Source organism: Spirosoma jeollabukense (genome assembly GCF_054777855.1).
In genome coordinates, this window is sequence record NZ_BAAHAD010000009.1 from 164,011 (window position 1) to 185,857 (window position 21,847).

The 21,847-nt window shown below is 48.3% G+C and carries 25 protein-coding genes; 10 read left to right on the forward strand and 15 right to left on the reverse strand.

What is annotated here, in order from left to right; genetic code table 11:
* Window positions 1–305 precede the first annotated feature (305 nt).
* The gene (locus ACYVEA_RS26195) at window positions 306–1,505 is read left to right on the forward strand and encodes a glycosyltransferase family 1 protein (RefSeq protein ID WP_461116389.1); all 1,200 of its coding nucleotides are present in this window, start codon (window positions 306–308) and stop codon (window positions 1,503–1,505) included.
* A 330-nt stretch (window positions 1,506–1,835) separates the two neighbouring features.
* Window positions 1,836–2,309, forward strand: coding sequence for a response regulator (locus tag ACYVEA_RS26200; protein ID WP_461116390.1), 474 nt, complete (start codon window positions 1,836–1,838; stop codon window positions 2,307–2,309).
* 25 nt (window positions 2,310–2,334) lie between these two features.
* On the opposite strand, the gene ACYVEA_RS26205 is transcribed toward ACYVEA_RS26200, so the two are convergent.
* From ACYVEA_RS26205 to ACYVEA_RS26245, 9 genes are all read right to left on the reverse strand, one after another.
* Complete coding sequence (locus ACYVEA_RS26205; protein ID WP_461116391.1) at window positions 2,335–3,147, reverse strand: LytTR family transcriptional regulator DNA-binding domain-containing protein; 813 nt, start codon at window positions 3,145–3,147, stop codon at window positions 2,335–2,337.
* A 304-nt stretch (window positions 3,148–3,451) separates the two neighbouring features.
* Window positions 3,452–3,856, reverse strand: a complete 405-nt coding sequence (locus ACYVEA_RS26210) for a hypothetical protein (RefSeq protein WP_461116392.1) — start codon at window positions 3,854–3,856, stop codon at window positions 3,452–3,454.
* 237 nt (window positions 3,857–4,093) lie between these two features.
* Window positions 4,094–5,326 carry a hypothetical protein gene (locus ACYVEA_RS26215; protein ID WP_461116393.1) on the reverse strand — a complete coding sequence of 411 codons (1,233 nt, stop codon included), beginning with the start codon at window positions 5,324–5,326 and terminating at the stop codon, window positions 4,094–4,096.
* Entirely contained in the window at window positions 5,307–5,882 is a 576-nt protein-coding gene (locus ACYVEA_RS26220; RefSeq protein WP_461116394.1) for an RNA polymerase sigma factor, read from the reverse strand. Before ACYVEA_RS26220 ends, ACYVEA_RS26215 begins: the two co-directional genes overlap by 20 nt.
* 24 nt (window positions 5,883–5,906) lie before the next feature.
* The gene (locus tag ACYVEA_RS26225; RefSeq protein WP_461116395.1) at window positions 5,907–6,986 is read right to left on the reverse strand and encodes a hypothetical protein; all 1,080 of its coding nucleotides are present in this window, start codon (window positions 6,984–6,986) and stop codon (window positions 5,907–5,909) included.
* A gap of 209 nt (window positions 6,987–7,195) precedes the next feature.
* The gene (locus ACYVEA_RS26230) at window positions 7,196–7,747 is read right to left on the reverse strand and encodes a hypothetical protein (protein ID WP_461116396.1); all 552 of its coding nucleotides are present in this window, start codon (window positions 7,745–7,747) and stop codon (window positions 7,196–7,198) included.
* A gap of 39 nt (window positions 7,748–7,786) precedes the next feature.
* Complete coding sequence (locus ACYVEA_RS26235; RefSeq protein WP_461116397.1) at window positions 7,787–9,175, reverse strand: alkaline phosphatase family protein; 1,389 nt, start codon at window positions 9,173–9,175, stop codon at window positions 7,787–7,789.
* A 79-nt stretch (window positions 9,176–9,254) separates the two neighbouring features.
* Window positions 9,255–10,505, reverse strand: a complete 1,251-nt coding sequence (gene eboE / locus ACYVEA_RS26240) for a metabolite traffic protein EboE (RefSeq protein ID WP_461116398.1) — start codon at window positions 10,503–10,505, stop codon at window positions 9,255–9,257.
* A 104-nt stretch (window positions 10,506–10,609) separates the two neighbouring features.
* Window positions 10,610–11,773 (reverse strand): 3-dehydroquinate synthase, encoded by a 1,164-nt coding sequence (locus tag ACYVEA_RS26245; protein ID WP_461116399.1) that lies wholly within the window; start codon window positions 11,771–11,773, stop codon window positions 10,610–10,612.
* Window positions 11,774–11,980: 207 nt separating this feature from the next.
* Between ACYVEA_RS26245 and ACYVEA_RS26250 the strand changes: the two genes are divergently transcribed.
* From ACYVEA_RS26250 to ACYVEA_RS26265, 4 genes are all read left to right on the forward strand, one after another.
* Complete coding sequence (locus ACYVEA_RS26250; RefSeq protein WP_461116400.1) at window positions 11,981–12,733, forward strand: SDR family NAD(P)-dependent oxidoreductase; 753 nt, start codon at window positions 11,981–11,983, stop codon at window positions 12,731–12,733.
* A gap of 72 nt (window positions 12,734–12,805) precedes the next feature.
* Window positions 12,806–13,507 (forward strand): cytochrome c biogenesis protein CcsA, encoded by a 702-nt coding sequence (ccsA, locus tag ACYVEA_RS26255; RefSeq protein ID WP_461116401.1) that lies wholly within the window; start codon window positions 12,806–12,808, stop codon window positions 13,505–13,507.
* A 12-nt stretch (window positions 13,508–13,519) separates the two neighbouring features.
* On the forward strand, window positions 13,520–13,666 hold the full coding sequence (locus ACYVEA_RS26260) for a CcmD family protein (RefSeq protein ID WP_461116402.1): 147 nt from the start codon (window positions 13,520–13,522) through the stop codon (window positions 13,664–13,666).
* 11 nt (window positions 13,667–13,677) lie between these two features.
* Window positions 13,678–14,427 (forward strand): carboxypeptidase-like regulatory domain-containing protein, encoded by a 750-nt coding sequence (locus tag ACYVEA_RS26265; protein WP_461116403.1) that lies wholly within the window; start codon window positions 13,678–13,680, stop codon window positions 14,425–14,427.
* Here the strand turns inward: ACYVEA_RS26265 and ACYVEA_RS26270 are convergent.
* The 4 genes from ACYVEA_RS26270 to ACYVEA_RS26285 form a co-directional block, all read right to left on the reverse strand.
* Window positions 14,398–15,063 (reverse strand): alpha/beta hydrolase, encoded by a 666-nt coding sequence (locus ACYVEA_RS26270; protein ID WP_461116404.1) that lies wholly within the window; start codon window positions 15,061–15,063, stop codon window positions 14,398–14,400. The genes ACYVEA_RS26265 and ACYVEA_RS26270 overlap by 30 nt on opposite strands.
* Before the next feature lie 13 nt (window positions 15,064–15,076).
* Window positions 15,077–15,586, reverse strand: coding sequence for a PaaI family thioesterase (locus ACYVEA_RS26275; RefSeq protein WP_461116405.1), 510 nt, complete (start codon window positions 15,584–15,586; stop codon window positions 15,077–15,079).
* 44 nt (window positions 15,587–15,630) lie between these two features.
* Window positions 15,631–16,053: a MarR family winged helix-turn-helix transcriptional regulator gene (locus ACYVEA_RS26280; RefSeq protein WP_461116406.1), complete on the reverse strand. Its 423-nt coding sequence runs from the start codon at window positions 16,051–16,053 to the stop codon at window positions 15,631–15,633.
* Window positions 16,054–16,171: 118 nt separating this feature from the next.
* Window positions 16,172–17,149: a Ppx/GppA phosphatase family protein gene (locus ACYVEA_RS26285; protein WP_461116407.1), complete on the reverse strand. Its 978-nt coding sequence runs from the start codon at window positions 17,147–17,149 to the stop codon at window positions 16,172–16,174.
* A 58-nt stretch (window positions 17,150–17,207) separates the two neighbouring features.
* On the opposite strand from ACYVEA_RS26285, the gene rpsU reads away from it, so the two are divergent.
* From rpsU to ACYVEA_RS26300, 3 genes are all read left to right on the forward strand, one after another.
* Window positions 17,208–17,405: a 30S ribosomal protein S21 gene (rpsU, locus tag ACYVEA_RS26290; protein WP_093830837.1), complete on the forward strand. Its 198-nt coding sequence runs from the start codon at window positions 17,208–17,210 to the stop codon at window positions 17,403–17,405.
* A 243-nt stretch (window positions 17,406–17,648) separates the two neighbouring features.
* Window positions 17,649–18,551 (forward strand): tyrosine-type recombinase/integrase, encoded by a 903-nt coding sequence (locus ACYVEA_RS26295; protein WP_461116408.1) that lies wholly within the window; start codon window positions 17,649–17,651, stop codon window positions 18,549–18,551.
* Window positions 18,552–18,631: 80 nt separating this feature from the next.
* Window positions 18,632–19,306 (forward strand): EboA domain-containing protein, encoded by a 675-nt coding sequence (locus ACYVEA_RS26300; RefSeq protein WP_461116409.1) that lies wholly within the window; start codon window positions 18,632–18,634, stop codon window positions 19,304–19,306.
* Between the two features lie 39 nt (window positions 19,307–19,345).
* Here the strand turns inward: ACYVEA_RS26300 and ACYVEA_RS26305 are convergent, their stop codons facing one another.
* Both ACYVEA_RS26305 and ACYVEA_RS26310 read right to left on the reverse strand, forming a co-directional pair.
* Window positions 19,346–20,020 carry a porin family protein gene (locus ACYVEA_RS26305; RefSeq protein ID WP_461116410.1) on the reverse strand — a complete coding sequence of 225 codons (675 nt, stop codon included), beginning with the start codon at window positions 20,018–20,020 and terminating at the stop codon, window positions 19,346–19,348.
* Window positions 20,021–20,025: 5 nt separating this feature from the next.
* Entirely contained in the window at window positions 20,026–20,694 is a 669-nt protein-coding gene (locus tag ACYVEA_RS26310; RefSeq protein WP_461116411.1) for a DUF4136 domain-containing protein, read from the reverse strand.
* 162 nt (window positions 20,695–20,856) lie between these two features.
* Between ACYVEA_RS26310 and ACYVEA_RS26315 the strand changes: the two genes are divergently transcribed.
* Window positions 20,857–21,789 (forward strand): TatD family hydrolase, encoded by a 933-nt coding sequence (locus ACYVEA_RS26315; protein ID WP_461116412.1) that lies wholly within the window; start codon window positions 20,857–20,859, stop codon window positions 21,787–21,789.
* Window positions 21,790–21,847 lie beyond the last annotated feature (58 nt).

The window sequence follows — 21,847 nt, forward strand, 5'->3', positions numbered from 1 at the left end:
ACATTCATTACCCCTAAAGACGACTATAAATGCTGTTTGTGCATAATTGAGGTATTATTTGGCATTTTTTGAAGTACATATTTATATAGATCTCCATCTGCTTTGAGCCGCCAAATAATTTATTTATTATTCAGGCGGACCGCTGCCTCATATAACCAACAAAGTTGAGTCTACGCAGTTTCTATTGTTGTCTCCGTCTGATTTTCCGTTTTATTACCAGGGGGCGCGTATGTTTTTATGCACTCAGGTTGGCTGGTTTATAAGCAGGGATTGGTCCATGAAATTATCTTTTTTATCATCAACGTATGTCTCAGTATCAACCTGACCCCAAGAATTCCCAAGTTTCCAGAGATGTAACAACCTCGCTGTTTATCAATCAAACCCCGACTGTTGGCTCATCGCTTGATGGTGTGACGGATTTGATTTGTTTTTCTCACCTGCGCTGGAACTTTGTCTACCAGCGTCCTCAACATTTGCTAAGTCGTGCCAGCCGACAGTGGCGAGTCTGGTTTATCGAAGAGCCTATTTATGGCGATAGCCAACGGGTAGAGGTACGTACCATTAGCGAGAATATAACCGTAGTCGTACCTCACCTGCGCCATGGAACCAATCATGATGAGGCCCTACGTCAACAGCGGGGAGTTGTTGATCAACTGCTGGTTCAGCAGAATATCCAGGACTTTATTGCCTGGTATTATACGCCAATGGCACTCAGTTTTAGCGACCATCTCAAGCCCCGAATGACGGTCTATGATTGCATGGATGAGTTATCGGCCTTTCTGGGCGCTCCGGCAAGTTTACTGGATAAAGAAAAGGCCCTGCTTACACAGGCCGATTTGGTGTTTACCGGTGGCTTAAGCTTGTTTGAGGCCAAGCAGGCAAGGCATCCGAATGTATTTGCTTTTCCTAGCAGTATTGATTACCGCCATTTTGAACCAGCGCGTCACGACTTGCCAGAACCTGCTGATTTACAGGATATTACGGGACCGCGTATTGGCTTCTGTGGGGTGATTGACGAACGGATGGATCTCACTTTACTACGTAGCTTAGCGAATAATCGACCCGACTGGCAGTTTGTCCTGCTGGGTCCGGTCGTTAAAATCAACCATGCTACGTTGCCTCAGGGACCTAATATTCATTATCTCGGCATGAAATCTTATAAGGAACTACCGGCTTACTTCAGCCATTGGGACGTAGCCATCATGCCGTTTGCCATCAACGAGGCTACCCGTTATATTAGTCCTACTAAAACACCCGAATACCTGGCCGCTGGGTTACCTGTTGTATCGACGCCGATTCAGGATGTGGCCCGTACGTATGGTGGATGGGCGCCCGTAGCGATTGCTGATTCGCCCCAGGCATTTGAGCAGGCTATCGAAAAAATGCTTACCCAGTCTGACGATTGGACGGCAGTAGACGAATATCTGCTGGCTAACTCCTGGGATACGACCTGGGAAGAAATGAGTCGGCTTATGCAAGCGCAGCGTGCCCTTGTTTTCGAGTAAGCGCACACACGCAGCGTTACTTTTTTATTGATGGACTTACCTGGATCGAAAACTCGACGGGCTCACTACGTACCGATTAACTAATTGGTACGTAGTGAGCCCGTCGAGTTTTCGATCCAGGTAGGGAGTATTGTTGCAAGTCAACTTATACTAAGCCTGGCTGCTACCTTAAGAAGCTTCTGAGTAGGTAGAAATTTGTTTATGCCTCCTTAATTAGAAAGAAAATCAGCTACTTTGAAGACGAACTCAGAAACAAATATCTTACATATTTGGTAGTTTATTATACAAGCTATCCATACTGTGGAGATTCCTTGCTTGTGCACTTCCGTTATGAAAACTCACGAAATAATTGGTGCTAATTTCAAAAGAGCCAAGATACTAGTCATTGAAGATAACGAAGATCATTGGATGCTGGTAAAAAATGCCATGCAGCATTGCCTGTCGGAGGTAACGACTGTTTGGGCTCAAACACCGGATCAGGCCATGGATTTGTTGAACGACTGGAGCATTCAGGAATGGGAGATTCCTAAATTAATTTTGCTGGACTTATACATGCCTGCCCGAGAGGATGGTTGGCACTTGCTTAAGCAGATTAAGGCCATGCCTGGTCCCTGTAGTCAAATTCCGATCGTTGTGCTAAGCGCATCCGACCACCCGGCAGACATTGCAGATGCCTACCAGCGTGGCGGCTCTTCGTATATGGTCAAACCCACTACTATTGCAGAGTGGTTAACCTATTTCCAGGAATTACGCAACTATTGGTGGGAGACCGTTACCTTGCCGCCAATGCGATTCTCTGTTTGATTCGGGATGAATAACTAACTTGGTATCAGGCCGCATCGTCTGGTAAGGCCGCTACCTGTAACCAGAATTGGCAGACTCGCTCAATTGCCTGCGCGAATGGTATATGGCCCTCCGTTAACGAGACAACTGAATTAGCCTGGTGCTTGTAGCCATCGATAACCGATTGATTAGAAGGCGATACCAGCAGAATAATGGGTATTCGGCAAAGGTGCTGGCTGTATTTCATACGTTGCAGTGTATGCAGCCGTTCCTGAGTCGTGGTCCGGGCATCTAACAACAACAGTGTCGGGCATTCCGATTTAGGTAAATCAGTCAGCAGATCAGGTAAATGCACGCTGGACTGCTCAGTCTGCAACGTATATTGAGGCCACTTTTTATCGATCGATTGCTTAGCCAGCAATGCGTTTGATGTATCATTTGTGATCAGAAGTATCGACGATGTTACGTTTTTATTTCGAATGTTGCGTTGCTCCGACGAATCAACTATTGGCTGGCTGGGCGTGTCATTAATAGCGCTTGGAGAAAGATGTCCGTACAGCGCCTGAACAACCTGAAGCCACCGTCGACGGCTGACAGGGAACACTTCGCCACTTTGCAATTCTATCTGTCCCGCCATCTTCTGACGGGGCGGCTGATGCAGATTTTTTACGTACAGCGGATTAATAAGGGCTGTTTTGTGCACCCGAAGAAAATTCGGCAACACCCCTTCCATATAGCTTATTGGCTTGGCCAGCAGTTTCTTTTCGCCATTTCGAAAATGAAGCCAGCTGTAATTATTAGCTCCCAAAAAATAGGCAATCAGTTCTGGTCGTTGCAGGGCTGGTTTAATGACGCTCATGAAAATTAAGGTATTCTTTGGAATGGACTTATCGACTGTTTGCTACACGTATCAGTACCGTATTAGATGCCAGCAAAGTCAAAAACTTTTCAGGATACAGGGTTTGTAACGTTCTGTCGTGTCTAACTGTTTGTGTTTAATCCTTTCTCTATCGTTTTTATAGGGAGGGGAGCCGTTCCCTCACTATTTTGCCGTACATGGGTTGTTGCAGGGATTGCCAAAACCGTATCACTTTACCTAAAAAGCCTGGAATCTATGCGATCCCAGGCCTTGGACTGACTATAAAATCTTATTTAGCTGGCGCTTATTCGGTAGCTTCTTTCTTGCGTGTCTCCACGACTTTTCCATTCTCCACAAGTTTGGTTTTTAATACGTTTTGCTTTGGAATCGCCAGCAGTAGCATAGGCTGGCTCGTAAACGATTGTGGATTCTTCGTTAACGTTGTATCGGCTAAACGAATATACCGCACCGTTAATACCGAATCCTGTACAAAAACTTTGCTGACCGAGAGCCTGGGTGGTTTGTTGGTTGGAGGAAGCGCAATGCCAACGACCATCTCTTTGTTGAAATTCGGGACAGTAGGCTTGCGGCTGGTTGTTGTGGCTGGTTGGAAGACTTTTCCGAACGTGTCGGTTTGCTCGAATATAAACAGGGTCGGTTTGCTTTTATTGACCGGGGCTTCGTTACTCAAAAAGTAACCCGTAAGCATGCGGTGAGTAAGCGTAACTTGGGCCAGCGTAAAGAGACTCAGAAAGAGGCAGGTAACGAAAAAAAGGAGGAAGCGACTGGTACGAAAACGACTTTTACTGGACGTAGGAAACAACATAATCAGACATAAACTACATAGTAACAATACCTCTCTAACGTCTGACTGCTGGATTCGGTGTGTCGCTGGCTGTAAAAAAGGGGTCTAATTTAACTATGTAGACTGAATCATATCTTCAGTTTACAGCCAGATAAAGTTCAAGAAATGCTGCGGGCGATGATCATAGGGAGTTAGCTTGAATCGATTTTTACGGGCTACGTATCGATAGTAGCGCGAACCAACCCGAATGGACGTATTGCGCGAGACCGTTTTGGGCGTAAAGTCATCTTCGAGCGTGTGCAAACTGCCATTTGTCTGATTGGCAATCGTATAATAATCGGGTTGAAAAGCCAGCGCTGTATCGCTGCCCGTTGTGCCACAGAGCACCACATGAACCGGTTTGCTGACATGGTTGAGCAATGCCATGTCTTTTACAGTGCTGATGTTATCGGCCAGCAGGATCAAATGCCTGGCGTCAGGAAATTCTTTCTGCGCAAACAGCAATGCTTCCACGTCATTTTCAGCATCGTCCTTGTTTTGAACCGTGTTACGGGCGGCTTCCAGCAACGTTGGTAAGGCCGTTGTTGATTCCCAGGAATGAGTAACAAACATGCGGCCAGCTGGCCCGCCGGGGCGAGTCTGTTGCCCCAGACTGTCGCAGTCGGTAAAGAATACAATGCCTTTAATGGATGGATGACGGGCATTTTTTTTGAACCAGGCGAAAAGCTGTGTGCTGTAAGGATACATGCTGCTGGTTAGGTCGCACACAATGACAGCGTCTGGCCAACGGGGCAGATTACGGGTTAATGTCTGGTATGATGTAGAATCGTCCCCAAAATCTCCTTCTGTCATTTGGCGGGTAATGGCCGTCTCTTCTTTACTGAACGCTACAGGTTGCGATCGACGAATCTGCTCCGTCAGCTTGGTGCCCAATGGCTTGATTTCAGCGGTTGATGTACGTAAAAAAGGAATTTCCATACTACGTAGTGCAGACTCTTGATGCTGCTCAGACAGATCGAACGAATGGACAGCAAAAGCCGATTTTGTTTTTCTGCCCGCTTGTGGCTTGCGTATCGTTGACTTATTACTTACCAGACTTTCCATAGGAACTGGAACTGAGTTGACGAGTTGTTTTGGTTTGTTGGTGGGTACATTAAGGGTCACTGGTTTGTCTGTTGCAGGATAGGGCACCAGCCAACGTAGTAAACCCAAAACAAAGAGCGCTATTATCCCTACAGCACCTCTTCGCCACCACCGACGGCGTTTCAACGTACGCTGCATACGTGCCCAATCGGTTGGGTCGTAGTCAGGTCGGTAGGTCGTTAGCGACTGACGTACCCAATCATGGAGTAATTTATCGTCTTGTTCGCTCATGGTTGATGGTAGTTTGTGTACGTAGCGCCTGACGCAGCAGTCGATTCGCTTCGGTTAAATGCGCTCGGGATGTACTCTCGGCCAGCCCCAACTGCTCCGCGATTTCGCGGTGAGAATAGCCTTCCAGTACGTATAGACTGAACACCATGCGATAGGAAGCCGGTAGCTGGTGCAGCACCGTTAAAATGTGCTCGGCAGACAGCTGGGCAAAAACAGCTTCGTCGTTCAGGTAAGGTTCTTCAAGGCTGTGTTCAACCAAATCAACGGGTACGTCGAGGGCTCGCTTCCGATTTCGGCGGTAGTAATCAATGGCTGTGTTGACCATAATTCGCCGTAACCACGGCAGTAAAACGTCCTCATTTTTCAGGTCACCCAACTTTCGAAACGCTTTCAGAAAACCGTCGTTGAGCATTTCACGAGCATCTTCGTGATCGCTGGCATAGGCGGCACAAACCGACAGCGCATAGCTATAAAAGCGTTCGTAAAACACTTGCATCGCTGCCTCCCGACCCCGGCGGCAATCCTTGATGATATCGGCTAATGAGTAGTCAGCCAAGTAGTTAAGGTAGTTGAGTTTGTGTTACTGGCAACCTGCGTATGTATACGTGTCAGTGGTTATGTAGCTCTGTGAAACCGCAGCCGGATTCTTAGCCGTAGTTACGACATTGGTCACGAAGCCCTGGCTATTGGTCTGAATAACCGATGTTTGCTCGACAGACGTCTCCATTTTTTTATTGATGCTGTTCCAGACAGTATAGGTGTAGGTAGAAAGAACGCCCGGCTGCCCAAAATCGGATGAAGGAATGGTTGCGGGAAATCCTTTGAACGATGGTAACGCAGCCGTTGCTGGTTTGGCATCACTCCAGGTTTGCGTAGTGGCTCGGGTAAGCGTATCACCCACGTAGTCAGCTATTTTCGATTGACGTTTCTGACTGTCGTACTCCCAAACGGTTCGAAAATTAGGCGTTGTGCTGAACACGGTCACGAGGCCATTTTGAATGGTAAGCGGCCGGTATTCAGTACTGCCCGATTTTTCAACGTAATCAACCAACTGGTTCTTTTGGTATGTAGAAATTTGTTGGATGGGTGTAGTATTGAGTGGAATTTCGGTGGCTACGGCCGGATCATAATGGTAGGTAAGCGTAGCTGTTTTCTTGGCTAGATCGCCGGATCCGTCGTATTCATATGATTCGCTGATCGTCGTATTGACCCCGTAGGCACCAATTCGTCTGGTGTTGATGCTGGACAGCCGTCCGTTTGTATAGGCGTAATTGCTGACCACCGACGACTGTTCGTTTTTGGTTTTACCCGCAAATACGTTCGTTGCTTTTTGCTGCGAATCGCTCTTGGTTAGATAGCCTTGTGCATCGTAAGTGTAGCTAACCGTTGTTGTCTCATTTTGTGTGTCGGTGATACCCGTCGTTTGCTTCGTAAACGTAGTAACCGTCTTCGCTAAGTTGCCCTGCGCGTCATACGTGTAGTCGGTTTGGTAGAGGGAGACCGTCTTTAAGGCGTCAGATTTAGAGACCGATGCGTACTGCTGAATCCGGCAGGTACCCTGGGGGGGCGCATCGTTCGAACTGGAGTTGCATCCAACAGTAAGCCAGCTACTAAACAGAGAAATCAACAGGATGGGCAGAAACGAGCGACGTGTTTTCATAAGGCCAGACGTTGTTAAGTCTATACAGGCCTAGACGAACAAGGGGCCAAAAACGCTGGCAGGAATTTTTATTCAAACACAGAGTAAAGAGAGATTTTACGGAGGGCACGAAGCCATTTTTTTAATTTTTAATCATTTAACCTCTTTTTTCGCAGTGGAATCTCTCTTTACTCTGTGTTTAACCTACTGTTTAGGTGAGAAGAAAATGACTAGTTCTTGGCCTCCGATTCCGCTGGATTACGCAGACTCATACCTGCTACGTTAAAGCAGGAATTATTGTTATCACTCTGGCATTCAAATAGATCGAAGGATTCTACGCCCTTATCCAACCGCTCGAAGTACAGAATGAAAGGTATTTTTTCGTCATTTTTAATCTCGCGGGTATCTGGCGACAATGGTATACCTTCGGTTTTAAGTAGCGCATACGTCTTCTTGCCATCAGATGACGCCAGCACTGCTTTGGGGTTGAACGAAATACTGCTGGTGCCGTAATAATTGTTGTTACGATCGTTCGGGTCTTTGCCAAAGGTTAGGTATAAAACCGTATAGCTAGCTGTCAGGCGGATGTCCGTCACCCGGATGTCGGGGTCCTGCGAGTGGCCGAGTCCCCCCTGTGGGTCTGGATAAAGCCGGGGCATGGTCGCTTCCATCGGCTTATTGGCCTGATAATATTCCGCTCCATCGGCTGGAGCGTTCACGTTCGGCAGTCGATTCGACTTACAGGCAGCAACCAACAAAAGGAGGGCGACGAAGGCTTTCATAGAGTTAAATTACTTCCTTTCAGCTAAATAACCAACAACTTACTTCGTCTGTTTTTCTAATTTATCTACCGCGAGCGTCTCCCAGATTTTGTCGTAAACGTTCGTGGCCGACAGCGACTTACCTACGTTCTGGTTGCTCACGAAAACCGGATGATGTTCCGGTGACGTGCCAATACGTCCGTGCGAGCCTTTTACCAGCGTAGCATCGAGTGAGATCACGTTCATCAGGTATCGAAAACCGAGCAGTTTGCGGCCAAGTTTATAGCCTGCCTTGAGTTTTATGAGCGGATTGGTCTGGTCCATAAACATCTCGACGGGGTCATAGCCGGGTTTCTGGTGAATGGCTACCAGACGGGCATAGTCCGGGGCGCGGGCGTCGTCGAGCCAGTAGTAATATGTAAACCAGCTGTCGGCATCGGCCATAACCACCAGATCGCCAGCACGTTCGTGGTCGATGTGGTATTTTTTCTGCTGTTCTTTATCCAGCACCAGTTCAATGCCCGGCGTCTTTTCCAGAAGAGAACGCACTTTATTGAAAACTGTCGGGTCGTTGATGTATACATGGGCAATCTGGTGATCGGGTGTCGCAAAGGCGGGCGAGGCACCGGCATCGAAGACTTCCAGACCGCGTTCCTCCCGGTAACGTATCATACCCGCTTCGCGCAGAATCCGGTTAATGTGAATGGGTTTGCTGACGTTCGTAATGCCGTATTCTGACAACACAATAACTTCGGCGTTTTGCTTTTCGTAAAACTGAATCAGGTCGCGGCAAACGTCGTCGATCTCGCGAAGATCGTTGGCTATTTTTGCGAAATCCTGGCCGAATTTTTGCAAACAGTAATCCAGGTGCGGCAGGTAAATCAGCGTTAGCGTTGGGTTATGCCATTTGTCCACCAGCATCGATGCGTCGGCAATCCAGCGGCTGCTTTTAATCGTTGTAGCGGGGCCCCAGAACTGGAACAACGGGAACGTGCCAAGTTCTTGCTGGAGCCGATCACGCAGATCACCGGGATGGGTGTAGCAGTCGGCAATTTTCATCCCGTCGGATGGATATTGCGGCCGGGGCGTCGCCGAATAATCGGCGGATGAGTACATGTTGTACCACCAGAACATCTTTGAAACAGTGAAACTGGGGTCAAATTTTTTGGCCCGTTCCCAGATCTTCTCGCCCGCTACGAGCTTGTTCGACTGCTTCCAGAACTTCACTTCGGAATCAGTACGGTCATACCAGCCATTGCCGACAATACCGGTTTCGCTGGGCCACTTCCCTGTTACGTAGGTCGATTGCACCGACGTTGTCAGGGCCGGAAGCATGGGGTCGATGGTAGCCTGATGCTTACTGGCAAACCACTGTTTCAGAAAAGGCGTGTGTTCGCCAATCAGCGAATAAGACAAGCCCACAACGTCGAGTACTACGGTCTTTTTCATAATGATGAATGATGAATAATGAATAATGAATAATGAATAATGAATGATGAAGTAAACCAGATCTGGTATTCATCATTCATCATTCATCATTCATCATTGATTTAAACACCCAGTTCATTTCTCGTTCGATCGAGTCAACTATATCTTTCTTTAAATCGTCGGGTAATACGCCCCACGTATAGGTTTCGACTTCAAGCTGGTTGGTGAAGTGCCGGTCGGCCTGTAATGTCAATACCTCACGAATATCGTCTTGTGTGGATTTCAATACGCCATAATCCGACACGAAAAGGGGTACGTGGAAATGCGCCCGCCATTCGGCATGTGTATCGTCCAGAGCTGCTAATGCTTCGGGTAAATCCGGAAAACGTAGCAGATCACCCTGTGTTGTCCGGGCCACGACCTGATGCAGATACGTTGGTTCGTTAAACTGCTCAAATGCCTGCTTCACGGCCTCGCGTCCTTCCGAATCAGTTGGAAATTCAGCTTTTAAAGCCGCGCTGACCTGAATTTTACCGACACGTAGTCCATATTTCTTAAGTTTATCCAGCACGTCGGCCGGGCGTTCGTAGCCAACGGCAAAATGGCAGACATCGTAGCATAACCGGACGTGTTCGCAGATGATGGCTTCGGCTTCTTCGTCCGTTAGGCCAAACTGCTCGCTCAATTGTTCGATGCCCATCGGTAATAAATAATCCGTAAACCAGGTAATGAACTCGTCGGCTGTTTCGATAACGCCGTCGGGTTCGGGTTCCAGATCGAGGTGCATCAACCGGTCGGTTTGTCGACGTAGGTGAATTAACTCAGCCACAACTTCGAGCACGTTTTGTGTCGTTTGCGAAAAAATATAATCGCGTGCTGCTGGTTGCTCCCACTCGAACCAATGGCGATAGGAGAGGGGCGACGTTGAAACGCCACCCTGAATGGCATTGCCCAAATCATCGACCGGCAATAAAACCGACAGGATTCGGAACAGGCGTTTGGTGTATTCAACCCGCGCTTCGGTTGTCCAGTCGGGTGCGTGTACCTGATCTTTTACAACCGTATCATGGAAACCACCGAACGGAAACCCGTTCATTGTGAAGACGTAACAGTCGTTTTGAGCCAGCCAGTGCTGAAATGCGACCAGGTTTTCGGGCAGTTCCAGTTCTTCGCTCGCTACATTGGAAAGGCGTAAGCCAAGGCCAAAGGACGTATCGGCGTCAGGTGCATCGGGCGATAACCGTCTCTTTAGTTCAGGAACCGCCTGCTGCAAAGCGGCAAAGTGATCGGCCCATGTTTCGCCCGCATGGATGTTGGTGCAATAACCGAGATGCCCTAGAGAAGTTTTCATAGAATTTTATTGAACACAGCGCCACGGAGAACACAGAGTTTTATCAATTTCTTTGTGTTCTCCGTGGCGCTGTGTTCAATAATAAAAGCGTTGATTAATAAAAACTAAACTGTAGTAGACAATTCATGTTCACGCAACGTAGCAATTGCCTGGCGAACGAGGTTGGCATCCATTTCGTGAACTTCTACACCCAGCCCAATATCTTTCAGCAACATAATGGTCAATTGTCCACCCAGATGCTCGCGGAATTCGGAAAGTCCCTTCAACACGCCTGCACTATTGTCAGCGTCGAGCATGGGTTGATACAAGGAAAAGCCGAGCGTACGGAGCGTCGTTAGAATACGGGTAGTGTCGGCGTCGGTAAGCCAGCCAAGTTGCTGGGAATAAAGGCTATCCAACGCAATGCCAATCGCTACGGCTTCGCCATGACGAAGCTCAAAGTTGGTCAACTGTTCGAGCTTGTGCGCGCTCCAGTGACCAAAGTCCAGCGGTCGTGAGGAGCCCATCTCGAATGGATCTCCACTCGAAATATGCTGTAGATGCATCTGGGCGCAACGGTGGATAAGATAGTGCATGGCGTCCATGTCGCGGGCAGCCAGCGCCTGCGCATTAGTTTCGATCCACTGGAAAAATGCTTTGTCTTTAATAAGCGCCACTTTAATGGCTTCGGAGATGCCCGCCCGCCAGTCACGATCATCGAGCGTCGTCAGGAACGTACTGTCGTTAAACACCGCAATGGGGGGGACGAACGTACCAAGGAAATTCTTTTTGCCTTTGTAGTTGACCCCATTCTTGACCCCAACACCCGAATCATTCTGCGATAGCACCGTCGTCGGAATGCGAATGTGGCGGATGCCCCGGTGCGAAATGGCAGCCGCATAGCCCACCATATCCAGCATCGATCCACCGCCAATGGCCGCTACGTAAGAGTGACGATCAATACCAAATGTATCCACCGCGTCCACGATTTTCTCGACAAATGCTGGATTGTTTTTGGCAATTTCGCCACCCGGAATGATCAGCACATCTGGCACAAGGTCAACAACATCAGCGTGTTGCGCAAAGTACGCCTTTATCTCAGCTACTAAACCAGGATGCGTGTCAACAACACCTGAGTCAATGACAACTAGGAGTTTTTTTTGCGTTGCGGAAGTGGCTTGTTGGTGAAAGAAATCGGCAAAAAGCGAATTTGTTGTATCGAAAAGTTTCTCGGTAAAAAAGACGTTGTATACGAATTGAACCGTGAAAGACTGCTGCAAATGGCTCATCTCATTATCATGTAAAAACTCAAAATTACCCAAAAAACACCAGTAGTGGCCAAAAAAGTCCACTGGATCAAACTCATTTACCAACACACCGTAGTGAAGAACGTTGCCGCCTGTTTTTCGACCTATTAGCCTGGCCCTGGCGAGTCAGGTTATTTGGGTTTATTAATCTGGTTATCTTTGCCCACTCATACGTTTTCACCCATTTTTATGTCTCGTATTGCACTCATCACTGGCGCTACGTCTGGCATTGGCCGCGCCACCGCCGAAGCCTTCGCCGATCTTGAATACCGTTTAATCCTTTGCGGCCGTCGGCAGGAGCGACTGGACGAACTAGAGGAACAACTAAGTCAGAAGACCGCCGTTACGACGCTCAACTTCGATGTGCGGGACTGGAGCGAGGTTAACGACGCCATCAGCACACTGCCCGAAGAATGGCAAGCCATTGATATTCTGCTCAATAATGCCGGAGGTGCCCGTGGCCTGTCGCCGATTCAGGAGGGTAATGTTGACGACTGGGACCAGATGATCGATGGCAATGTGCAGGGCGTTCTTTATGTATCGAAGGCTGTTATGCCCGGTATGGTCGCCCGGAAACGGGGCCACATTGTGAATCTGAGTTCGATTGCGGGCAAAGAAACATACGCGAATGGCGCGGTTTACTGCGCCAGCAAAGCGGCCGTTGAAGCGCTCAGTGCAGGCATGCGTCTTGATTTAACGCAACACGGCATTAAGGTAACGAACATTGCGCCCGGTGCTGTGGAGACCGAGTTCTCAATAGCCCGTTTCAACGGCGATACTGAGCGGGCTGCCAAGATATATCAGGGATTTACGCCCCTTACTGCCGAGGATATCGCCGATACGATTGTGTATGCCGTTACGGCTCCTGCTCACGTCACTATCGCTGATATGACGATTCTGGCTTCGGCACAGGCGGGCGCTATGACGATTCACCGGAAGTGAGTATGCGTTAGTTGGTAGACATCTTTATTGTTCATTATAAGCACAATAGGCGGTCATTCAAACGTCAGCTTTATGAGAAAACATTGGTGGAAAGCACTAACCGTTATTATTCTGGCGTATGTCTTTATCGCTGGTCTAATCCGTCCGGTTCCCAAATTGCCTATTTTACATGAAGCCATACGGAATACTTTTTTCCATCCACCCTTATGGATTGCCATGATGGTGATGTTATTTTTATCAACCATATTTTCGATCCGTTACCTTAGGAAAGGAAATAACGATGATGACATAATCGCCTACGAGTTTGTCTGCACAGCAATTTTATTTGGTGTGTTAGGCTGCATTACAGGCTCAGTATGGGCTTATTTTGCCTGGGGCGATTTATGGCCTAATGATCCCAAAACGAATGGCGTCGCCGTGGGTATGCTGCTGTATCTGGCTTATTTTGTGCTACGTGGCTCCTTCGACGACGACATGCGACGCGCCCGGATTTCGGCCGTTTATAACATATTTGCCTTCGCCGTTTTTATCCCCCTGATTCTTATTCTGCCCCGCTTAACCGATTCGCTGCACCCTGGAAATGGCGGTAATCCGGGTTTTAATCAATACGATTCAGACGCATCGATCAAGTCGATCATTCGGCCTGCTTTTGTTGGTTTTACGCTGCTGGGGCTTTGGATTACGCAGTTGCGCGTTCGGTTACGTCGGGTTGAAATTCATTTTGACGAGTTGGAAGAGAACGCAAAGCCAGTACTTGACAAAGAAGCTAATTAAACGCATTTGCTGATGGTTAATATTACGGAAGCCTTACGCAGTGACGGTAAATTATGGGTCGTCATCGTCGTCATTATGGTTGTATTGATAGGGTGGCTCTATTATTTACTGAAAATAGGCGGCCGAATTAATAAAGTGAGGAGGAGAAATGGGTTGTAATACATCGTTCCATGCCAAACAAACGAATCGAACTTGCCATTGCTGCGCCTTGTCAGCAGCGTTGGCAGGGCATGAAACCAAAAGAGTCAGGCCGTTTCTGCGATAGCTGCCAGAAAACGGTGGTGGACTTTACGGCTATGACCGATCAGCAGATTGGCGCTTATTTTTCTGACCAGCCAAAAAATGTGTGCGGTCGGTTTACGGCTGGTCAATTAAACCGGGACGTAGTACTTGCCCAAAATACCTCGAACAGTGGACTGAAACAGCGATGGCTTGGGCTTATGACAGCCGGACTACTAAGCTGGAGTTCAGCGCCCGGACAAACCACGCAATTGCCCGAACAAAATGTATTGATAAGTGAACGTGTTACGCCAGAATTACCCGCTCAAGATGGGCGTATAGAACAACACGAAACGACAGCAGCAAAAGATTCACTATGGGTAATTGAGGGCAAGGTGATCGCTGAGACAGATAAAGCGGCTTTGCCCGGCGTTCATATCATCGTGAAAGGTACGCAACAAGGTACGACAACTAATGAGAACGGAATCTTCAAACTAGCGCTGCCATCACCTAATAATCAGCTTATTTTAAGGATTGTATGGATTGGTTTTTTATCGCAGGAAATAGAAATTAGTCCAGCCCAGAAGTCACCATTATTAATTTCGCTCGCTGATGATACCACACTGCTAGGTGAGGTTGTCTGTACTCAAAAACCTACCTTCTTCCAAAGATTAAAGAATCGACTTCGTGCTAGCCATTAGGTGTTTCAATACGTCCGTTTCTACCTTATGTCCACCCTCAAAGGCCGTGAATTTCAGGTTTGGTACGTCGATTTGCAATCGGTTTAAGTAGGCACCAATATCGCTTAATTTTACTAAATATTCATCCTGCTTTCCGTAGACGTAGTGGCAATCAACGTCGGTCAGTTTAACCGGATCAATCATGTCGGTCAGGCCGTTGGGAAAGTAACCTGCCCATAAAATCAACCGATCAACGCGAATGTGACTGGCATTGAGCCAGCGGCAGGCCGTAGCAGCACCCTGCGAGAAACCCAGCAGCGAAATGTGAAATTCGGCTGGATCGCGGCCGTTCAGAACCAAGTCGAACAACGTATTCAGATACCCCAGAAAATCGTTGATTTCGTGCTCCCGATCCTCACGCGTCAGCCACGATGCGCCAATGCGATCGTATTCGCCGTTCAGATACAGCCGTGATAAACCTTCGGGTACAACGATCAGCGTTTGACCGTCGTCCATGTCCGAAAACTTACGGCTAAAGTATTTCGCCAGCTGCCCAAAACCATGTAGACAAAATGAAATGCTTTTGGTCTGGTCGGTCAGCTCGCCGATTGTATAATAACGGGCCGTGCGTTGAACGGTCAGATGGTGCTCAGTCATACCTACTGGGAGATTAGCCTTTCCACGGAAAAATCATGCAGGTTGTTGTCGCATGGGCGTAGAGTTTCCCCTGCTCATCTACGATTTTGCCCTCGGCTGTAGCAACGGATCGACCAGCGTGAACAATCGTGCCAATGGCCAGGACTTTGCCAGTTTTAACCGTTAGCGGACGAACGAGATTCACTTTCAGTTCGAGGGTCGTGTAGCCCATTCCGGCGGGTAGCGTTGAGTGAATGGCGCAGGCAAGTGCTGAATCGAGTATGGTACAAAACACCCCTCCGTGTACAGCACCAATAGGATTGTAGTGAAACTCCTGTGGTACAATCGAAAAAACGACTTTACCTTCTTCAACCGATTCAATGCCCATGTCGAGCGTATGGGCTATGGCGGGAGCCGGATATTTACCGGCCATCATTCCCTGCAAATACGCCATGCCCGACAACGTAGCGCCAACTTTAGCCCCAATCGTTTGATCTTCCCAAGAATAAGTACGTGTGCGGTGTTCCTGATCTATCTCGTTCATCGACATATAAAACTGGTTTAAACTGGTGTTTATGCGTCTGGCAGTTAGGGTAAAAAGGTAGCCAGCAACGTATCAGAAAAAATGGTCAGTCCATGAATGGCCTCGTCTCCGAGTTCCTCATGAACCTGCTGGTTCAGCGCTTTCCAGATTTTGTGGCATCGTTTGGCCAGGCGTGAACCGTCATCGGTCAAAAAAAGACCACTACGTAGATTGTCCGTGAGCCAGCCTTTTTTTTGCATTAACTGCACATCTCTGTTCATCGCCGACTTTTCAATTTGCAGCCGTTTCGATAACTCGCCCTGTCGGATACCAGGCTGCGCGAAAATGTGCATAAGCAGCCCGGCTTGTGCAAACGTGACGCCCTCGCTCGTGAAGGCACTATTGTAGCGACTCGTCACTATCCGTGCCAGCATACGCAGTCGGCCTGCAATGCAGGATGTTTGGATTAGACTAGGTGGCGTGTTCATACGGCGAAAGATACAAATCGAAGTTGTATATGCAACTTTTGCCAGCGGAAATAAGTGAGCAATCAACTGCCCGAAAGTTCAACGCTCCCGGGAAGTTCGTGCGCAATGGAAGTTATTTTTAAGCAGTTTTGTCCGATAAAGACGCCAAAACGCCTTCTTTCAAGGAGTATGTTGATGTTTTGATCTGCGAGATGCCGTAGGTTTTTAATACGTAATCAATCAGGCAAACGGCTACGACGATCATGTCGACGCGCAGTTCGATCATGCCGGGAATCTGCATCCGCTCGTCATGATTTTGGGTAGTCAGCAATTCGTAAGCACGATAAAACTCAGTGACAGGCAAGGTGAACGTAGTTTGTGCTGGATTGGGCAAATGGCCTTCCGTGTGCATAAACCACATGTCGACCAACGTATCGAACGAGCCCGAAGAGCCAACCAGAACCGTTGGCTGGTACTGGTGAATCGCATTGGCTAGCGGCAGCAATTGCTCCTGAAAATAATCATGCAGTCGCCGAATGCTGCCGGGATTTATAGGGTCGGAGCGGTCGGATTGCCGCACCACCGGCGTTTCCGGCATAAATCGTTCCATAAGCCGCTGCCCACCAATCTCGAAACTTTGTTTCCAGAATATCCGGGATTCGTTGCCTAAAATAAACTCGACGCTTCCTCCCCCAATGTCGATCACCAGACTGGTTGCGCTGCCTGTCTGACCGGTCAGTGCCCCGGCGGCCCGGATACCCTGATAGATGTAATCAGCCTCCTGATCGCCCGAAATGACAGTTATTGAAATGCCGGTTGCCTCCCGGACGCGCGCTATAAACTCAGCCTGATTACGAGCCACCCGAATCGCGCTTGTGCCAATGGCGATAACTTGTTCGGGATCTAGTGCGTATTGATCGAGTATTTGCCGGAAGTAGGTTAGGACGCTTAGCGCTCGGTTGATACCGTCTTCGGTAATAATGCCCTGATTGATACCCGCCATCCCGATTTTGGCAACCCGGCTTTCGCGGAAGAGCGTTGTATACGTATCACCGTTTCTTTCGGCAATAAATAGATGAAAAGTGTTGGTGCCTAAGTCAATAATGGCTTGTTTCATAGTCGCAAATCTATTACCTTTGCCGTCCGGTTTTTAGCTAAAACAGAAAATTTACAACATGCTTATCATTAACGTAAAAGACAACGAGTCGATTGACAAGGCCCTGAAACGCTTCAAGAAGAAATTCGAGAAGACGGGTGTGTTGCGGCAGTTGCGTTCGCGGACGGCTTTCCAGAAGCCATCAGTAAAGCGTCGCACCGAGATTATCAAAGCCACGTACAAAGAACGTATGTATGGCAATCACACCGAGCAATAGGCCGTCTGGTCTAGAACGTTCGGTAGTGAGCAGTTGGTCATAAATCGTTGAATGCGCAGTCAGCGATCTTTTTCCAGCAAAGACACGGGAGCAGCAAGCAGCTATGTTTGCTGCTTTTTTGTTGGTCAGAACCGTAATTTTTATGATTGCTATGAGTAGCATGATTAGATTTGATGGTGTTGCTACAAAACCAGGGAAATCATAGCAATCATAAAAATTACGGTTCTGACTTCCTTTAAGCCAATGAATCCCACAAATCCCGGTTCTGACTTCCTCCAGCACATTCGTTACGAAAAACGCCTGAGCCATCATACGGTAACGGCTTACGCCAACGACCTGGAACAGTTCAGTACGTTCCTGCTGGCAGAGTGTAATGTTTCGCAACCCGAACGGGCTGATTTTCGGCACATCCGGTCGTGGATTGTGAGCTTGATTGAGGGTGGAATAGATAAATCGTCGGTGAACCGGAAGATCGCTACGTTGCGGAATTTTTATGATTTCCTACTACGTCGGAAAGTGATTTCGCTTGATCCGATGACCAAGATTCAGGCGCTGAAAGCCAGTAAAAAACTGCCGCAATACGTAGAGGAAAAGCCGATGGAGATGTTGCTGAGTGACATCGAATTTCCTGACACATTTGAGGGATTACGGGACAAATTAGTCCTTGAATTACTATACGGAACCGGCATCCGGCTGAGTGAGCTAACGGGACTGAAAACGACTGACGTCAATCTCTACGACAAAACGATCATCGTGTTAGGCAAGCGCAACAAGCACCGCCTTATACCCCTTACCCAACCCCTGTTCGAGCTTATTAAGCAATATATTGACCTGAAAAACCAGGAGTTTTCGGGCGAGGACAGTGTCTATTTGATTGTAAGCGATAAGGGTATTCCAGCTTATCCGGTCCTGATTCAGCGCATTGTAAAACGACATCTTACGCTTGTCACGACGCTTGAAAAGAAAAGTCCTCACGTATTGCGTCACTCGTTTGCTACGCATTTGCTCAACCGGGGGGCCGACTTGAATGCTATTAAAGATTTGTTGGGACACAGTAGTTTGGCCGCCACCCAGATTTATACACATACGAGCCTGGAGCAGTTAAAGAAAACCTACGACCAGGCTCACCCAAAAGCAAAAAAGTAAATTCTAGCCTGGACGACGATGTCCGGGGTGATGTCAATTATTTCCTACCCGGACGTGGCCGTCCAGTTTATGCTTATCCGATGAATATTCTTTCTATGAGCCAAACGCTGTTCTATCTGATTGAGCAGCAGGCTGACTCCGAAAAAGCTGTTGCCTATCTTCGCCAGCAGACGGATGCGCTTCAACGTAATCCGCAAGTTGCTACGTTCTATCGGGTGTTTACGGCTATGCCGCGATTTGTAGGTAAACAACCCATCGATGTACCGGCGGATATGGACTTTGCCCTGAAACGGGTTCGGGCGGGGTTCTCGGTGACCAGCTGGACACTCGATCGTTTGGCGCGGGTTTGGTGGCTGCTCCAACTCCCTGCCGACGACAAATCATTTTATGTGAACACGATCAGCCAACTGTTTAAAGCGGGTGAACTGAACGAGTTGGTTGCCTTATATTCGGCTCTGCCCGTACTGGCTTATCCAGACGCCTGGTTATTTCAGGCCACCGAAGGCATTCGGAATAACATTGCCGATGTGCAATCGGCGATTATGCTTCACAATCCATACCCGGCAGATTACTTCGACGAAGCGGCCTGGAATCAGATGATTTTGAAAGCGTTTTTCACGGATAAAGACGTAACACAAATTAGTGGGCTGGACGAACGTAAAAACGCCCGACTCGCCCAAACGCTGGCAGATTATGCTGCCGAACGCCGGGCTGCCGGGCGTAGTTTGCCGCCTGCTATTGAGCTATTAATGTAATGCGGGTTTCCACGGCAACGGCTGACCGGCCGCGTTACATTAATAGAACCGGTACGAAATTCCCGCCGACAACATCAGCGATGGGGCGCTATTTTTCAATAGATCGTAATTGAAAAACACGTTCTGATATTGGGCCTGAATCTCGGCACCCAGGCCCTGCTCCCGTCTACCATAATATTTTAGACCAATGGCGGGAGCAATAGCGCCTTTAAAGCCCGTTTGCTTATCGGCCAGTGGCCCGAAGTAATTAGTGTAGTTGACAAAAGCACCACCACCTGCAAATTGTACATAAGGCCGAATAGCCGCTGCGTTATCGGCAAAATAATAGGAGAGCGAAACCATGGCTGGAATAACCGACAGCGTTCGGGTTTGTACCGCCGAAATATCCTGCCCAGAGTTGCCATCAGTATAGCTATAAATCTGTCGGTCAAGCCGTTGGTTGCTGTATTGGTAGCCTGTTTTCAGACCTATTGAAAATTGTTTGGGAAACAACCATTCACCATCCAGCGCTAAGTTGGTAGGCGATATCCGGTTGATGTACCCTTGCTGGCCGCCCATAGGGAAGGCGACACCATAACGAGCCGAAATATTGAATGTAACGTATTCCTGATACGGAGACGGAAATCCGTTATTCCCCATATTGTCGTTTTTATACTGTGCCCAGGCCGTTGTCGTTACCGCCAGAAGGGCAAATAGGGCTATTATCGATTTCATAATTCTTATTCAGTTGCCCGTAAATAAGGCGATTGATTGAAAATTGCCGTGATGGCTGTGTCTACACCTTGCACATCAGTAATGTCCGAACCGTGGATGGTCGCATCGTAAAGGACATTTAAGGGCTGTGGATTGGTGCCCGTACCAGTGGTTACCCTGTTTTTCAGGTCAACGATCTGAACCCGCCAATATTCATCCGACACTTGGTACGTGTAATATGATGGATAGTAGGGATAATAGCCACCGAATCCACCTAAACCTCCGCCCCAATAGCTTCCGTAATAGGAATATGGGTCAACGCCCACGCCAGTATACAGGTTCGTAACCCGAATAACGGCCACGCCTAAATCCGCTGGCTGTCCCGCGCTCACCCGCTGGAAGCCCCGACTGGTCATCGCGTTGGCTACGTTCGTCACAAAGCGACTTTCCAGCGAACCCAGCGAAGGCCGGTAACCATCATTCGATTCGATTACAACAGAATCGGGCAGACTGAACGTCTTGTATTGACTGAAATTAGTTGTGCGGTCGTAGTTCGTGATATAGACCTTGCTATCCTCGGGGCTAAGGTCGTTGATCGCCTTATCCTGACAGGCTGTTAGACCACCGCCGATGACTAAGGCTAGAACCACAAAATAGGCCCATCTCTTTTCTTTTAGTTGTTTACGCGTTTCCATAACTTAGAATGTTGTCTACTATCTATAAAACGAATAGACTAGTCTGAAGTTTGCCAAAACCGAATTAAATGTTGCTAAAAAATCGTGCGGGAAGGAGACATATTTTTATGGAACTTTGCTCCCCAATTCGCGTTTTTACAACGCCCTTAACGTAGCAGCATTATGGATTTTATGGATTCAATACGTGGTATGTCGTTTTTCGATATGCACGTTCATATGACGTCCCGTACAACAGACGATTATCAGGCGATGGCCGATGCAGGTGTGGTTGCCCTGATCGAACCGGCTTTCTGGTTAGGTCAGCCCCGCACCGGTGTTGACTCGTTCCGGGATTATTTTGCCAGCCTGGTGGGATGGGAGCGGTTTCGGGCGTCGCAGTTCGGGATTCGCCATTATTGTACGATTGGCCTGAATTCCAAAGAGGCCAACCAGGAAGAATTAGCCGAGCAGGTTATGGAAATCCTGCCCTTATTCATCTATAAAGAGGGCGTTGTTGGGGTGGGTGAAATTGGCTTTGATGACCAGACTGCTGCTGAGGAAAAATATTACCGGGCGCAGCTGGATTTAGCGAAAGAAGCGGGCTTACCCGTCCAGATTCACACGCCCCACCGGGACAAAAAGCAAGGTACCAGTCGCAGCATGGACATCGCGCTGGAACATGGATTGGAGCCAGGAATGGTAATTGTTGATCATAATAACGAAGAGACCGTACGTGAGGTACTGGACCGGGGGTTCTGGGCTGGCTTCACGATTTATCCATTTACCAAAATGGGGAACGAGCGCATGGTGGATATCGTAAAACAATATGGTCCCGAACGTATTATGATCAACTCCGCTGCCGACTGGGGTATCAGCGATCCACTGGCTGTTCCTAAAACAGCGGCTTTGATGAAGCAACGGGGTATTCCAGACGAAGCGATTCGGCTTGTTACGTTTACCAATGCCGTTACGGCTTTCGCCCAAAGTGGTCAACTTAGCCTCGAAGAGCTTATCCAGCCGGTGGGTATTGACCAGAGCCAACGCTACAATGGCAGTTCGGTACTACGTGGTGGACAGGCGCCAAGAGTAGATAAAGAATCAACGATTATTAAATAATAATGAACGAATGAAAGAGTGAATAGACCAGATGAAAATTCACTCTTTCATTCGTTCA

Excerpts from the sequence above, each read along its gene's own strand:
- ACYVEA_RS26195 (WP_461116389.1), top strand. The coding sequence starts at position 306 with ATGTCTCAGTATCAACCTGACCCCAAGAATTCCCAAGTTTCCAGAGAT.
- ACYVEA_RS26200 (WP_461116390.1), top strand. The coding sequence starts at position 1,836 with ATGAAAACTCACGAAATAATTGGTGCTAATTTCAAAAGAGCCAAGATA.
- ACYVEA_RS26205 (WP_461116391.1), bottom strand. The coding sequence starts at position 3,147 with ATGAGCGTCATTAAACCAGCCCTGCAACGACCAGAACTGATTGCCTAT.
- ACYVEA_RS26210 (WP_461116392.1), bottom strand. The coding sequence starts at position 3,856 with ATGCTTACGGGTTACTTTTTGAGTAACGAAGCCCCGGTCAATAAAAGC.
- ACYVEA_RS26215 (WP_461116393.1), bottom strand. The coding sequence starts at position 5,326 with ATGAGCGAACAAGACGATAAATTACTCCATGATTGGGTACGTCAGTCG.
- ACYVEA_RS26225 (WP_461116395.1), bottom strand. The coding sequence starts at position 6,986 with ATGAAAACACGTCGCTCGTTTCTGCCCATCCTGTTGATTTCTCTGTTT.
- ACYVEA_RS26230 (WP_461116396.1), bottom strand. The coding sequence starts at position 7,747 with ATGAAAGCCTTCGTCGCCCTCCTTTTGTTGGTTGCTGCCTGTAAGTCG.
- ACYVEA_RS26235 (WP_461116397.1), bottom strand. The coding sequence starts at position 9,175 with ATGAAAAAGACCGTAGTACTCGACGTTGTGGGCTTGTCTTATTCGCTG.
- eboE (WP_461116398.1), bottom strand. The coding sequence starts at position 10,505 with ATGAAAACTTCTCTAGGGCATCTCGGTTATTGCACCAACATCCATGCG.
- ACYVEA_RS26245 (WP_461116399.1), bottom strand. The coding sequence starts at position 11,773 with ATGAGCCATTTGCAGCAGTCTTTCACGGTTCAATTCGTATACAACGTC.
- ACYVEA_RS26250 (WP_461116400.1), top strand. The coding sequence starts at position 11,981 with ATGTCTCGTATTGCACTCATCACTGGCGCTACGTCTGGCATTGGCCGC.
- ccsA (WP_461116401.1), top strand. The coding sequence starts at position 12,806 with ATGAGAAAACATTGGTGGAAAGCACTAACCGTTATTATTCTGGCGTAT.
- ACYVEA_RS26260 (WP_461116402.1), top strand. The coding sequence starts at position 13,520 with ATGGTTAATATTACGGAAGCCTTACGCAGTGACGGTAAATTATGGGTC.
- ACYVEA_RS26265 (WP_461116403.1), top strand. The coding sequence starts at position 13,678 with ATGCCAAACAAACGAATCGAACTTGCCATTGCTGCGCCTTGTCAGCAG.
- ACYVEA_RS26270 (WP_461116404.1), bottom strand. The coding sequence starts at position 15,063 with ATGACTGAGCACCATCTGACCGTTCAACGCACGGCCCGTTATTATACA.
- ACYVEA_RS26275 (WP_461116405.1), bottom strand. The coding sequence starts at position 15,586 with ATGAACGAGATAGATCAGGAACACCGCACACGTACTTATTCTTGGGAA.
- ACYVEA_RS26280 (WP_461116406.1), bottom strand. The coding sequence starts at position 16,053 with ATGAACACGCCACCTAGTCTAATCCAAACATCCTGCATTGCAGGCCGA.
- ACYVEA_RS26285 (WP_461116407.1), bottom strand. The coding sequence starts at position 17,149 with ATGAAACAAGCCATTATTGACTTAGGCACCAACACTTTTCATCTATTT.
- rpsU (WP_093830837.1), top strand. The coding sequence starts at position 17,208 with ATGCTTATCATTAACGTAAAAGACAACGAGTCGATTGACAAGGCCCTG.
- ACYVEA_RS26295 (WP_461116408.1), top strand. The coding sequence starts at position 17,649 with ATGAATCCCACAAATCCCGGTTCTGACTTCCTCCAGCACATTCGTTAC.
- ACYVEA_RS26300 (WP_461116409.1), top strand. The coding sequence starts at position 18,632 with ATGAATATTCTTTCTATGAGCCAAACGCTGTTCTATCTGATTGAGCAG.
- ACYVEA_RS26305 (WP_461116410.1), bottom strand. The coding sequence starts at position 20,020 with ATGAAATCGATAATAGCCCTATTTGCCCTTCTGGCGGTAACGACAACG.
- ACYVEA_RS26310 (WP_461116411.1), bottom strand. The coding sequence starts at position 20,694 with ATGGAAACGCGTAAACAACTAAAAGAAAAGAGATGGGCCTATTTTGTG.
- ACYVEA_RS26315 (WP_461116412.1), top strand. The coding sequence starts at position 20,857 with ATGGATTTTATGGATTCAATACGTGGTATGTCGTTTTTCGATATGCAC.